Source organism: Algoriphagus iocasae, assembly GCF_014206875.1.
Lineage (GTDB): Bacteria > Bacteroidota > Bacteroidia > Cytophagales > Cyclobacteriaceae > Algoriphagus > Algoriphagus iocasae.
On record NZ_JACIJO010000002.1, the window covers coordinates 93,379 to 106,542 of the forward strand.

General features: G+C 40.9%; 9 protein-coding genes and 4 tRNA genes. All 13 read right to left on the reverse strand.

The genetic code is table 11. The annotated features are described in order from the left end of the window. Positions 1–40: 40 nt before the first annotated feature. A complete protein-coding gene (gene rpoC / locus FHS59_RS07890) occupies positions 41–4,351 on the reverse strand; it encodes a DNA-directed RNA polymerase subunit beta' (protein WP_184494608.1) in 4,311 nt (1,436 codons plus the stop codon). 50 nt (positions 4,352–4,401) lie between these two features. Continuing rightward, the gene (gene rpoB, locus FHS59_RS07895) at positions 4,402–8,277 is read right to left on the reverse strand and encodes a DNA-directed RNA polymerase subunit beta (protein WP_184494609.1); all 3,876 of its coding nucleotides are present in this window, start codon (positions 8,275–8,277) and stop codon (positions 4,402–4,404) included. A gap of 156 nt (positions 8,278–8,433) precedes the next feature. Then, positions 8,434–8,814 carry a 50S ribosomal protein L7/L12 gene (gene rplL / locus FHS59_RS07900; protein ID WP_184494610.1) on the reverse strand — a complete coding sequence of 127 codons (381 nt, stop codon included), beginning with the start codon at positions 8,812–8,814 and terminating at the stop codon, positions 8,434–8,436. 50 nt (positions 8,815–8,864) lie between these two features. Further along, positions 8,865–9,407: a 50S ribosomal protein L10 gene (gene rplJ, locus FHS59_RS07905; RefSeq protein ID WP_184494611.1), complete on the reverse strand. Its 543-nt coding sequence runs from the start codon at positions 9,405–9,407 to the stop codon at positions 8,865–8,867. 2 nt (positions 9,408–9,409) lie between these two features. Beyond that, positions 9,410–10,108 carry a 50S ribosomal protein L1 gene (gene rplA, locus FHS59_RS07910; RefSeq protein ID WP_184494612.1) on the reverse strand — a complete coding sequence of 233 codons (699 nt, stop codon included), beginning with the start codon at positions 10,106–10,108 and terminating at the stop codon, positions 9,410–9,412. 10 nt (positions 10,109–10,118) lie between these two features. Beyond that, on the reverse strand, positions 10,119–10,562 hold the full coding sequence (rplK, locus tag FHS59_RS07915) for a 50S ribosomal protein L11 (protein WP_074226865.1): 444 nt from the start codon (positions 10,560–10,562) through the stop codon (positions 10,119–10,121). A 3-nt stretch (positions 10,563–10,565) separates the two neighbouring features. Then, positions 10,566–11,123: a transcription termination/antitermination protein NusG gene (gene nusG / locus FHS59_RS07920; RefSeq protein ID WP_184494613.1), complete on the reverse strand. Its 558-nt coding sequence runs from the start codon at positions 11,121–11,123 to the stop codon at positions 10,566–10,568. A gap of 18 nt (positions 11,124–11,141) precedes the next feature. Then, on the reverse strand, positions 11,142–11,330 hold the full coding sequence (gene secE, locus FHS59_RS07925; RefSeq protein WP_091652792.1) for a preprotein translocase subunit SecE: 189 nt from the start codon (positions 11,328–11,330) through the stop codon (positions 11,142–11,144). Positions 11,331–11,344: 14 nt separating this feature from the next. After that, positions 11,345–11,418 (reverse strand) — tRNA-Trp (locus FHS59_RS07930). A gap of 111 nt (positions 11,419–11,529) precedes the next feature. Next, positions 11,530–12,717, reverse strand: a complete 1,188-nt coding sequence (tuf, locus tag FHS59_RS07935) for an elongation factor Tu (RefSeq protein ID WP_184494614.1) — start codon at positions 12,715–12,717, stop codon at positions 11,530–11,532. Positions 12,718–12,777: 60 nt separating this feature from the next. Beyond that, a tRNA-Thr gene (locus FHS59_RS07940) sits at positions 12,778–12,849 on the reverse strand. A gap of 33 nt (positions 12,850–12,882) precedes the next feature. Then, positions 12,883–12,955 (reverse strand) — tRNA-Gly (locus FHS59_RS07945). A 67-nt stretch (positions 12,956–13,022) separates the two neighbouring features. Next, positions 13,023–13,108: transfer RNA gene (locus FHS59_RS07950), tRNA-Tyr, on the reverse strand. Between the last annotated feature and the right edge of the window lie 56 nt (positions 13,109–13,164).

The window sequence follows — 13,164 nt, forward strand, 5'->3', positions numbered from 1 at the left end:
GTACGAATACAGGCCCTTTACTATTTTTTAATTCAAACCATTATAGAATGGCCTCGCTTGATTTTCTAGAAACTCTTTCCATGTTATCGGAAAGCTTATCATACTCTTCTTGAGAACCTACGATGATATTTTGGATTCTTCTCTGTCCTGTACCAGCTGGGATCAAATGTCCAACCAATACGTTCTCTTTCAATCCTAATAATTCATCTCGCTTACCTCTGATAGCAGCTTCGGAAAGAACTTTAGTAGTCTCCTGGAAGGATGCTGCAGAAAGGAAGCTTTCTGTACCCAAGGAAGCAGCAGTGATACCTTGTAGTGTAGGTTTAGAAACCGCAGTTTCTGCGTCTCTCACCTGTACCAACTTAAGATCTTTACGCTTCAAGCTTGAATTTTCATCTCTCAATCTTCTAGCAGTAATGATCATACCTGGCTTCAAAGTAGAAGAATCACCAGCTTCCATGACCACTTTCTTGTCAAGGATGTTATCATTCTCTTCTCTGAAAGCCCACTTGTCCACTACTTGGTTTTGAAGGAAACCAGTATCACCAGCATCCAAAATCTCAACTTTCTGCATCATTTGAGATACAATCACCTCGATGTGCTTATCGTTGATTTTCACACCCTGAAGTCTATAAACTTCCTGGATTTCATTTACCAAATATTCCTGAACAGCTGTAGGACCTTTGATCGCTAGAATATCATTTGGAGTAATTGCTCCATCAGACAATGGCTCACCAGCACGGATGAAGTCATTTTCCTGAACCAAGATGTGCTTAGAAAGAGATACCATGTATTTCTTAATCACACCATCTTTAGATTCAATGATGATTTCTCTGTTACCACGCTTGATACCTCCGTAAGTTACAACACCATCGATTTCAGAAACCACAGCCGGATTGGATGGGTTACGAGCTTCGAACAATTCAGTAACTCGAGGAAGACCACCCGTAATATCTCTTGTCTTACCAACAGATCTAGGGATTTTAACCAATACCTGACCAGCTTTCACTTTTTCACCGATTTCAACGGCCAAGTGAGCACCTACCGGAATATTGTAAGACTTAGACTCATCGCCATAGTTTACAACAATCGCAGGGTTTTTGGTTCTATCTTTTGTATCGATAATAACTTTCTCACGGAAACCTGTCTGATCATCGGCAACTTCCTTATAAGTGACACCTTCTACGATTGCTTCAAAATCGATCTTTCCATCAAATTCTGAAAGGATAACCGCATTGTATGGATCCCACTTACAAAGTGCTTCGTTTTTACCGATTTTCTGACCGTCTTTCACGCTCAATAATGCACCATAAGGAACATGGTTAGAAACTAAAGTTTTTCCGGTTTTTGCATCGTTGATTTTGATCTCTCCGGATCTACCCATTACTACAGTAACTGGCTCTCCGTCTTTGTTGGTTGTTTCCAACATTCTCAATTCCTCGTCAAACTCAACAACACCTTCAAACTTCGCAGTGATGCTAGCCTCAACTGCCATGTTTGATGCTGTACCACCTACGTGGAACGTTCTCAATGTCAACTGAGTACCTGGTTCACCGATAGACTGTGCAGCGATAACACCAACAGATTCACCGTTTTGTACCATATAACCAGTTGCCAAGTTTCTTCCGTAACACTTAGAGCAAACTCCTCTTCTGGTTTCGCAAGTCAATACTGATCTGATTTCAACTTCTTCGATTGCAGACTCATCAACTCTAGCTGCAATTTCGTCAGTGATTTCGATTCCAGCAGGGATGATTAACTCATCTGTTAAAGGATCATATACATCATGAACAGAAACTCTACCTAGAATTCTTTCAGAAAGTGGCTCAACGATTTCGTCATTGTCTTTCAAAGGAAGAACATTCAATCCTCTCAAAGTACCACAATCTTCTTCAGTCACAATCATATCCTGCGCCACGTCAACAAGACGACGAGTCAAGTAACCCGCATCCGCAGTTTTCAATGCAGTATCGGCAAGACCTTTACGTGCACCGTGAGTAGAGATAAAGTATTCCAATACATCTAGACCTTCTTTGAAGTTAGATAGGATTGGGTTTTCGATGATTTCACCTACTGAACCCTGAAGGTTTTTCTGTGGCTTCGCCATCAAGCCTCTCATACCACCCAACTGACGAATTTGTTCTCTAGAACCACGAGCTCCAGAGTGCATCATCATATAGATAGCATTGAATCCTTGCTTATCTTCTTCCATCTGCTTCATAAGATTATTAGTCAAATGAGAGTTGGTACGAGTCCAGATATCAATTACTTGATTATATCGTTCGTTGTCTGTAATCAGACCCATCAAGTAGTTATTCCAAACCTGATCAACTTCTTCTTTCGCTTTGTTGATCATTGGCTCTTTTTCCTCAGGAATGATAACGTCATTCAATCCCATGGACAAACCACCTTGATATGCACTTTGGAAACCTAGGTGCTTAATATCATCCAAGAATCTAGCTGTACGTGCAATACCACATACCTTCACAACTTGAGCAATAATCTGCTGAAGTTTCTTCTTGGTCAATAGTTCGTTTACATAACCTACTTCTTCAGGAACAAACTGGTTGAAGATCAATCTACCGGCAACAGTATCAATGATTTTTTCAACAATCTGTCCATCAGCCTCACGTACATTCACCTTACACTTGATGTTTGCATGCTTGGAGATAACGCCTTCGTTCAATGCAATCACAACTTCCTCAGTACTGTAGAAAGTCATTCCTTCGCCTGGAACTGGCTCTTCTGGAGTAGATTTTTTGCCTTTTGTTACATAATAAAGACCCAAAACCATATCCTGAGACGGTACAGTAATTGGAGCACCATTCGCAGGGTTTAGAATATTATGTGCAGAAAGCATCAAAGTAGAAGCTTCCAAAATAGCCTCGTGTCCTAGAGGTACGTGAACCGCCATCTGGTCACCGTCAAAATCGGCGTTGAATGCAGTACATACCAATGGGTGAAGCTGGATTGCTTTTCCTTCGATCAATTTTGGCTGGAATGCCTGGATACCTAATCTGTGAAGAGTAGGAGCACGGTTAAGAAGAACAGGGTGTCCTTTCAATACGTTTTCCAAAATATCCCAAACAACTGGATCTTTACGATCCACAATTTTCTTGGCTGATTTTACAGTCTTAACAATACCTCTTTCGATCAGTTTTCTGATGATAAATGGTTTGAAAAGCTCTGCCGCCATATTTTTAGGAAGACCACACTCGTGAAGCTTCAATTCTGGACCTACGACGATTACAGATCGACCGGAGTAATCCACACGCTTACCGAGCAAGTTTTGACGGAAACGACCTTGCTTACCTTTCAACATATCAGAAAGGGACTTCAAGGCACGGTTACCATCAGATCTTACCGCATTTACTTTTCTTGAGTTATCAAACAAAGAGTCAACAGCTTCCTGAAGCATTCTCTTTTCGTTTCTCAAAATCACCTCTGGTGCTTTGATATCGATCAGACGCTTCAAACGGTTGTTTCTAATGATTACTCTTCTATAAAGGTCATTCAAATCGGAAGTCGCAAAACGACCACCATCTAAAGGAACCAATGGACGCAATTCAGGTGGAATTACAGGAACCATTCTTACTACCATCCACTCAGGACGGTTTTCAATTCTGGTTCTAGCATCACGGAATGCTTCTACTACTTTCAGTCTTTTCAGTGCTTCTGCTTTTCTCTGCTGGGAAGTATCAGTTGCAGCCTGATGACGAAGTGCGTATGAAAGCTCATCCAATTCAATTCTAGCCAATAACATTTCCAAAGCTTCAGCACCCATTTTGGCGATGAATTTATTTGGATCGTCATCATCTAGCATGTGATTCTCCTTAGGGAGTTTATCCATGATATCCAAGTATTCATCTTCAGTAAGGAAATCCAAATATTGGATGCCATCTTCAGCTTTGATACCTGGCTGTACTACAGCGTAACGCTCATAATACACAATCTGGTCAAGCTTCTTAGTTGGAAGACCAAGAAGGTAACCGATTTTATTAGGAAGAGATTTGAAATACCAAATGTGAGCAACTGGAACAACCAGTTCGATGTGCCCCATTCTCTCTCTTCTTACTTTCTTTTCTGTAACCTCTACACCGCAGCGGTCACAGATAATACCTTTATACCTGATGCGCTTGTACTTGCCACAATGACATTCCCAGTCTTTTACCGGACCAAAGATTCTCTCACAGAACAAACCGCCCATTTCAGGCTTGTAAGTTCTATAGTTGATAGTCTCTGGCTGGGTCACTTCACCGTTTGAACTATCCAGAATTGATTCTGGAGAAGCCAAACTAACGGTGACTCTGGAAAAGTCGATGTTAAGTTTTTTATTTTTTCTGAACGCCATAGTTTTTTGAAAGATATGTAAAGGGCTCTTTCGAGCCCTAATGAGCTAAATTAATCCAGGGTAATTTCAAGAGCCAAACCTCTCAATTCATGAACCAATACATTGAATGATTCTGGAATGTTAGGTTTAGGAAGGTTTTCACCCTTCACTATCGCTTCATAAGCTTTAGCTCTACCGATTACGTCATCTGATTTAACAGTCAGGATTTCCTGAAGTACGTGAGATGCACCGAATGCCTCGAGTGCCCAAACTTCCATCTCTCCGAAACGCTGACCACCAAACTGAGCTTTACCACCCAATGGCTGTTGCGTAATCAATGAGTATGGACCGATGGAACGCGCGTGCATCTTATCATCCACCAAGTGACCTAGTTTCAACATATAGGCAACACCTACAGTTACTGGCTGGTCAAATTTCACACCTGAAAGACCATCGTATAGGTAAGTTCTTCCATAAGCTGGAACACCTGCCAAAGCCAATTCTTCAGACACTTCTTCCATAGAAGCCCCATCGAAAATTGGAGTAGCATATTTCTTACCCAATACCTGACCGGCCCAAGCAAGTACAGTTTCGAAAATCTGTCCGATGTTCATACGAGATGGTACACCAAGTGGGTTCAATACGATATCCATTGGAGTTCCGTCTTCTAGGAATGGCATATCTTCGTCTCTTACGATACGAGCGACAATACCTTTGTTTCCGTGACGACCCGCCATCTTATCACCCACTTTCAGCTTACGCTTCTTAGCAACGTAAACTTTGGCAAGCTGAACAATACCAGCAGGAAGTTCATCTCCAACTTCTAAAGTAAATCTATCTCTCTTGAATAGACCTGAGATCTCATTTCGGGAATTGGTGTAGTTTTTCACCAATTTCACAATCAGATCATTAGTGTGAGCATCATCAGTCCAATCATCCAAAATGATATCAGAAATCAAGTTTGCTTCCTCAGGAACGTTATAGTTACTCTCGTCTCTATAAGGGTTCTTAGCAGGGAACAAGTTGTTTTCGATATTCTTCAAATTGAACTTCACTCCTTTGCTGATGATTTCATCACCAAATTTATGCTTCACGCCTTGAGATGTCTTTCCATCAAGAATTGTCACCAATTTATTGATCATTCGGGCTCTGATACCCAATAGATCTTTGGAGTATTTCGCTTTTAGTTTTTCAACTTCAGCTTTTGCTTTTGCTCTTACATCCTTATCCTTTTTAGGTCTGGAGAAAAGCTTGGTTTCAATAACAACACCATTTAAAGAAGGAGAAGCTTTCAAAGATGCATCTTTCACATCTCCGGCTTTATCACCAAAGATCGCTCTCAATAATTTCTCTTCTGGAGTTGGATCAGTTTCACCTTTTGGAGTGATTTTACCGATGATGATATCACCTTCTTTCACTTCCGCTCCGATTCTGATCACACCGTTTTCATCCAAATGCTTCACAGCTTCTTCAGAAACGTTAGGGATTTCAGAAGTCAATTCCTCTTCCCCACGCTTGGTGTCTCTTACTTCCAATTGGAATTCTTCAACGTGGATAGATGTAAAGATATCTTCGCGAACTACTCGTTCAGAAATTACAATCGCATCCTCAAAGTTGTATCCTTGCCATGGCATGTAAGCCACTTTCAAGTTTTTACCTAGAGCAAGCTCACCTTCGTTAGTAGAATATCCTTCCACAAGAACTTGACCTTTTACTACTTTCTGACCTTTCAACACCAAAGGTGTCAAGTTGATCGTAGTATCTTGGTTTGTTCTTCTGAATTTGATCAAGTCATAAGATTTGTATTCGTCAGTAAAGTTGACAAGCAACTCATCATCCGTTAAATCATATTTGATCGTGATTTTTCTAGCATCCACATAGTCAACTACACCATCAGCCTCAGCAATAATCAAGGATCTTGAATCTACAGCAGCTTTTGCTTCAAGGCCAGTTCCTACGATAGGAGATTCGGCTTTCAACAATGGAACTGCCTGACGCTGCATGTTAGATCCCATCAAGGCTCTGTTTGCATCATCATGCTCCAAGAATGGAATCAAGGATGCCGCAACAGATACAATCTGGTTTGGAGCGACGTCCATGTAGCTGATTTCAGTTGGTTCAAGAACTGGGAAATCACCTTCAAATCTTGCTTTTACCTTTTCGTTAATAAAGTTTCCTTTTTCATCCAAAGGTGCATTTGCCTGTGCAATGTTATTATCATCCTCTTCTTCAGCAGTCAAGAATACGATATCATCCGTATCCATACCTACTTTACCCTCTTTTACTTTTCTGTAAGGAGTTTCAAGGAATCCCATTGAGTTCACTTTCGCATGAACACAAAGAGAAGAAATCAATCCAATGTTTGGACCTTCAGGAGTTTCAATGGTACAAAGACGACCATAGTGTGTATAGTGAACATCTCGAACCTCGAAACCTGCTCTTTCTCTAGAAAGACCACCTGGACCCAAAGCTGAAAGTCTTCTCTTGTGAGTCAACTCCGCCAATGGATTGGTTTGATCCATAAACTGAGAAAGCTGGTTAGTTCCAAAGAAGGAATTAATAACAGAAGAAAGCGTACGAGCATTGATCAAATCGACTGGTTTAAAGTCTTCATTGTCACGAACGTTCATTCTCTCACGGATTGTTCTAGCCATTCTGGCAAGACCTACACCGAACTGGCTATAAAGCTGCTCTCCTACTGTTCTTACTCTTCTATTACTTAAGTGGTCAATATCATCGACTACTGCTTTTGAGTTGATCAATCCGATCAAATACTTCACAATAGAGATAATATCTTCTTTGGTCAATACGATCTTTTCAGATTCAATATCAAGACCTAGTTTTTTGTTGATTCTGTAACGACCAACTTCTCCAAGATCATAACGCTTGTCTGAGAAGAACAAGCTGTGAATTACTTCTCTTGCAGTAGCTTCATCTGGCGCTTCAGTATTTCTCAACTGACGATAGATAACCTCAACAGCTTCTTTTTCAGAGTTGGAGTTATCTTTCTGTAATGTATTATAGATGATTGAGAAATCGGCAATATTCACATCTTCCCTATGAAGGATGATGCTTTTAGAGCCAGAATCCAAAATCATTGCGATATCTTCATCTGTAAGTACGGTATCACGCTCAAGCAATACCTCATTTCTATCGATGGAAACTACCTCACCGGTATCTTCATCTACGAAATCTTCTACCCATGTTCTAAGAACTCTCGCAGCCAATTTTCTGCCTGCTGCCTTTTTCAAAGCGTTCTTAGTAGCTGCCACTTCTTCAGAAAGTCCGAATAAATCCAGGATATCTTTATCAGAACCATATCCAATGGCTCTAAGCAAGGTAGTCACCGGGAACTTCTTCTTACGGTCGATATAAGCATACATGACATTATTGATGTCAGTAGCAAATTCGATCCACGAACCTTTGAAAGGAATAATTCTAGCAGAATAAAGCTTAGTTCCGTTTGTATGCTTGCTTTGCGCAAAGAATACACCTGGAGATCTATGGAGCTGAGAAACGATTACTCTTTCTGCACCATTGATCACGAAGGAACCCTTCTCGGTCATGTACGGAAGGTTACCTAAGAAAACTTCTTGCTCGATAGTCTCGAAATCCTCATTATCCTCATCGTGACAAAGAAGTCTAAGTTTTGCCTTCAGAGGGACAGAATATGTCAAGCCTCTATCAATACATTCTCCTACACTATACTTAGGAGGATCTACTGCATAATCAATAAACTCCAAAGTGAAATTTTCTCTGGAATCACTGATTGGGAAGTTTTCGGCAAATACTTTAAATAACCCATCTGCCCGGCGCTTTTCTGCTGGAGTATCCAATTGAAAAAAGTCTTTAAAAGACTGCAACTGAATATCTAGAAAATCCGGATAGTCTTTGACCACCTTAATGGAGGAGAAACTTTTCCTTTCGGTTTGATTCTTGATAGCCAAGGTAGTATATGTTTATAGTGAAATTAAATAACGAAATGCGACAATTTTCGCTTAAAATAATGCAATTTTATACCTGTGCATAAACAGGAAAAGACCTGACTATTTTAGTCAGGTCTTATGGGCTAAACCATAACCTAATGGTTCTGGCTTAGCAAATTATTTGATCTCTACTTCAGCACCAGCTTCTTCCAAAGACTTCTTCAAGCCTTCAGCTTCGTCCTTAGCGATACCTTCTTTCAAGGCTTTAGGAGCAGAATCTACTAGGTCTTTAGCTTCTTTCAAGCCAAGTCCTGTCAATTCTTTTACCAATTTAACTACTGCCAATTTAGATGCACCAGCAGCTTTCAAGATAACGTCGAATGAAGTTTTCTCTTCTTCTGCAGCAGCTTCTCCTGCACCAGCACCACCAGCTACTACTGCTACACCAGCAGCAGCAGGCTCGATTCCGTACTGATCTTTAAGGATATCTGTCAATTCTTTAACTTCTTTTACAGTCAAGTTCACCAACTGATCTGCAAGTTGCGTAAGATCTGCCATTGTATTTGAAATTTATTTTTTGTGATTTTTTTGATTAATAATTTTTGTTCTTATGCTTCTTCTTTGTCAGCAAGGGTCTTAAGCACACCAGTGATGTTGTTTTGACCACTCTGCAAAGCAGATATAAGATTCATAGCTGGAGATTGAAGCAATCCGATAAGGTCGCCCAAAAGCTCCTGCTTAGATTTAAGATTAGACAACATTTCTAGGTTAGCCTCGCCGATAAAGATATCAGCATCAATAGAAGCACCTTTGAAAACAGGTCTAGTCTCTTTTTTACCTATTTTTTTTCTGAAATCCAGCAAAACTTTTGCTGGAAGATTACTAGTCTCTTTTGAGAATATAATTCCAGAGAATCCTTTTAGAGCAGTTGAACTTAGTTGCGAAAAATCCGCATCTAAATTTTCCAATGCTTTCTGAATCAATGTGTTTTTGTACACTTTGTACTCAACACCTTTTTCAAAACAAGTTCTTCTGAATGCATTCACTTGAGCTACAGAGAATCCTGAAGCGTCAGTGATATAGAAGAAAGGGTTTTCTCTAAATTTCTCAGTAAGACCGTCGATTATTACTTTCTTTTCGTCTCTAGTCATGATTAAATTCCTTGAATGCTACCCTTGTCCACTGCAATACCAGGAGACATTGTACTTGATAAATGAATACTCTTGAAGTAAGTACCTTTAGATGAGCTAGGCTTAAGCTTAGAAATAGTAAGCATTAATTCTCTTACGTTATCCTGAATTTTTTCAGGGGTAAAAGATACCTTACCAACGCTAGCATGGATAATTCCAAATTTATCAACTTTGAAATCGATCTTACCAGCTTTAACTTCTTTAACAGCTTTTGCTACATCTAGAGTAACTGTTCCTGATTTCGGATTCGGCATCAAGCCTCTTGGGCCCAATACTCTACCCAATCTACCTACCTTCGCCATTACGTTAGGCATAGTGATGATGACATCAATGTCAGTCCATCCACCTTCGATTTTTGCGATGTAGTCGTCCAAGCCCACATAATCTGCACCCGCTTCAGTTGCTTCTGCCGCTTTGTCAGGAGTACAAAGTACAAGTACTTTGATATCCTTACCAGTACCATGAGGAAGCGCAACAACGCCTCTCACCATTTGATCTGCTTTACGCGGATCCACACCCAAACGGATGTCAAGATCTACAGAAGCATCAAACTTTGTAGTGGTAATTTCCTTCACGATAGAAGAAGCTGCCTCAAGGGAGTACTCTTGGCTTGGGTCGTACTTAGAAAGAGCTTCTTTTTGCTTTTTTGTTAACTTAGCCATTGTTTTTTATTTATACTTCCCAAGGGGCTTGTCCAGATACTGTGATACCCATGCTTCTAGCTGTACCAGCTATCATTTTCATAGCTGACTCTACTTTGAAAGCATTCAGGTCAGGCATTTTAACCTCTGCTATTTCTTTAACCTGATCCCAGGTTACTGACCCTACCTTCTTACGGTTAGGTTCAGCAGATCCGCCTTTCAACTTCGCCGCCTCTAACAACATGTTTGCTGCAGGAGGAGTTTTAACTACGAATTCAAAAGACTTATCCGAGAAAATTGTAATCAATACAGGAAGCACTTGACCCATTTTATCTTGGGTACGTGCATTGTATTGCTTACAAAACTCCATGATGTTCAAACCCTTGGAACCAAGAGCTGGACCTACTGGAGGCGACGGGTTAGCCTGGCCACCTTTCACTTGTAGTTTTAAATAACCAGTGATTTCCTTAGCCATTGCTTAGTCTTGTTTTTCTACTTGTATAAAGTTTAACTCTACCGGAGTATTCCTTCCGAAGATCTTGACCATAACATTCAATTTCTTCTTCTCGTCGAATATCTCCTCTATTGTCCCGGTAAATCCACTGAATGGGCCGTCCATTACCTTTACGGCTTCTCCTACTATAAATGGGGTATCTAACTTCTCAGCAAACTCATCAATCTCTTCAACCTTTCCTAAGATACGGTTGACTTCTGATTGGCGTAATGGTTCAGGGGTTTTGGAAGCTCCCCCCTGGTTTGATCCTAAGAAACCGATAACACCCGGGATACTTGTAATTACGTGATTGGCCTCACCATTAGAAAGATCTGCATTGACTAAAACGTATCCGGGAAAGAAGTTTCTTTCTCTGACACGCTTTTTGCCGTTTCGCATCTCATACACCTTCTCGGAAGGTATTAGTACTTCAGGAATGTACTCGTCAATCTTCTGCCTGGATATTTCATTATCCAAATAGGTCTTTGTCTTTTTCTCCTGCCCAGCTACTACCCTGAGTACGTACCACTTATGTTCAGCCATTCTGTAACGTCAATTCAATTAAAATAAATCATAAAACCATGTCATGATGTTTTCGAATCCCAAATCGATCACCCCGATAAACAAGGCAAAGATTAAAGATGCTACTAGCACCAACACTGCACTATTTTGAAGAAAAGAAAACTTCGGCCATGTGACCTTATTTTTCATTTCATCATACGACTCCAGAACAAAGTTTTTTAGATTCATAGTGTAATACTTACTGGCACGGGCAGAGAGATTCGAACTCCCATCAACGGTTTTGGAGACCGCTATTCTGCCATTGAACTATGCCCGTGTAAATGAACGCACCGCTAATGGGAACGCAAAATTAGGTATTGTTCAATAAAGAAACAAATGCGATCCCAAAAAATTTCAGGATCGCATTGTTCAATATATCAGAAATTGATTAGTCTAGGATTTCTGTAACCTGTCCAGCACCTACAGTTCTACCACCTTCACGGATAGCAAAACGAAGTCCTTTCTCAAGAGCAACTGCATTTAGCAAGTTAACTTCGATAGTTACGTTATCACCTGGCATTACCATTTCAACGTTTTCTGGAAGTTTGATCTCTCCAGTTACGTCTGTAGTTCTAAGGTAGAACTGTGGACGATACTTGTTGAAGAATGGAGTGTGACGTCCACCTTCTTCTTTAGAAAGAACGTAAACTTCAGCTTTGAAGTGAGCGTGAGGCTTCACAGATCCTGGCTTACAGATGATCATACCACGCTTGATTTGTGCTTTTTCAATACCTCTAAGCAACAAACCTACGTTATCACCAGCTTCACCTCTGTCAAGAATCTTACGGAACATCTCAACACCAGTTACTGTAGACTTAAGTCCTTCAGCACCCATACCGATGATATCCACAGGGTCACCAGAGTTGATAACACCTCTTTCGATTCTACCAGTAGCAACAGTACCACGACCAGTGATCGAGAATACGTCTTCTACAGGCATCAAAAATTCTTTATCTACAGCACGCTCAGGAAGAGGAATGTACTCATCCACTGCGTTCATCAATTCCATCACAGTCTCAACCCACTTCTCTTCACCGTTCAATGCACCTAGTGCAGAACCAGCGATTACAGGGATATTATCACCGTCGAATTCATAGAAAGAAAGCAATTCTCTAACTTCCATTTCTACAAGTTCAAGAAGTTCTGGATCATCCACCATGTCCACTTTGTTCATGAACACTACTAGAGCTGGAACACCTACCTGGCGAGCCAAAAGGATGTGCTCTCTAGTTTGTGGCATTGGTCCGTCAGTAGCTGCTACCACAAGGATAGCGCCGTCCATCTGGGCTGCACCCGTTACCATGTTCTTAACGTAATCGGCGTGACCTGGACAGTCTACGTGTGCGTAGTGTCTTTTGTCAGTTTGATATTCTACGTGAGAGGTGTTAATGGTAATACCTCTTTCTTTTTCTTCTGGAGCGTTGTCGATAGAAGAGAAATCTCTTAATTCAGATAGACCCTTACTAGCCAAAACGGTAGTGATGGCAGCAGTCAAAGTGGTCTTTCCATGATCTACGTGACCAATCGTACCGATATTAACGTGCGGCTTGGAACGGTCGAATTGTGCTTTTGCCATGCGTGAAAATCCTCAGTTTAAGTTTAAAGATATGTTTATTTAATTTATTAAAGCCGTATGAGCCAACGACGGGATTTGAACCCGTGACCCCTTCCTTACCAAGGAAGTACTCTACCCCTGAGCTACGTCGGCTTAAGCCCGATACTTTTCCTAAGAAAAGTATAGAGCGGGAGACGAGGCTCGAACCCGCGACCTGCAGCTTGGAAGGCTGCCGCTCTACCAACTGAGCTACTCCCGCTTATTTCCGGCTAAGCCGAATTTTTTAAAGCCCTGCAAAACTAAGAAAAAAATTTTGCATTCGGCAATGGTGGGGGAAACAGGATTCGAACCTGTGAAGACATAAGTCAACGGATTTACAGTCCGTCCCAGTTGGCCGCTTTGGTATTCCCCCAACTTTTCGTCACTTCTAACAGCTCTCTTTCGATGACCTATCTGTCGTAACGGATG

Coding starts and splice junctions, on each gene's coding strand:
- rpoC (WP_184494608.1), bottom strand. CDS start 4,351: ATGGCGTTCAGAAAAAATAAAAAACTTAACATCGACTTTTCCAGAGTC.
- rplL (WP_184494610.1), bottom strand. CDS start 8,814: ATGGCAGATCTTACGCAACTTGCAGATCAGTTGGTGAACTTGACTGTA.
- rplJ (WP_184494611.1), bottom strand. CDS start 9,407: ATGACTAGAGACGAAAAGAAAGTAATAATCGACGGTCTTACTGAGAAA.
- rplA (WP_184494612.1), bottom strand. CDS start 10,108: ATGGCTAAGTTAACAAAAAAGCAAAAAGAAGCTCTTTCTAAGTACGAC.
- rplK (WP_074226865.1), bottom strand. CDS start 10,562: ATGGCTAAGGAAATCACTGGTTATTTAAAACTACAAGTGAAAGGTGGC.
- nusG (WP_184494613.1), bottom strand. CDS start 11,123: ATGGCTGAACATAAGTGGTACGTACTCAGGGTAGTAGCTGGGCAGGAG.
- secE (WP_091652792.1), bottom strand. CDS start 11,330: ATGAATCTAAAAAACTTTGTTCTGGAGTCGTATGATGAAATGAAAAAT.
- tuf (WP_184494614.1), bottom strand. CDS start 12,717: ATGGCAAAAGCACAATTCGACCGTTCCAAGCCGCACGTTAATATCGGT.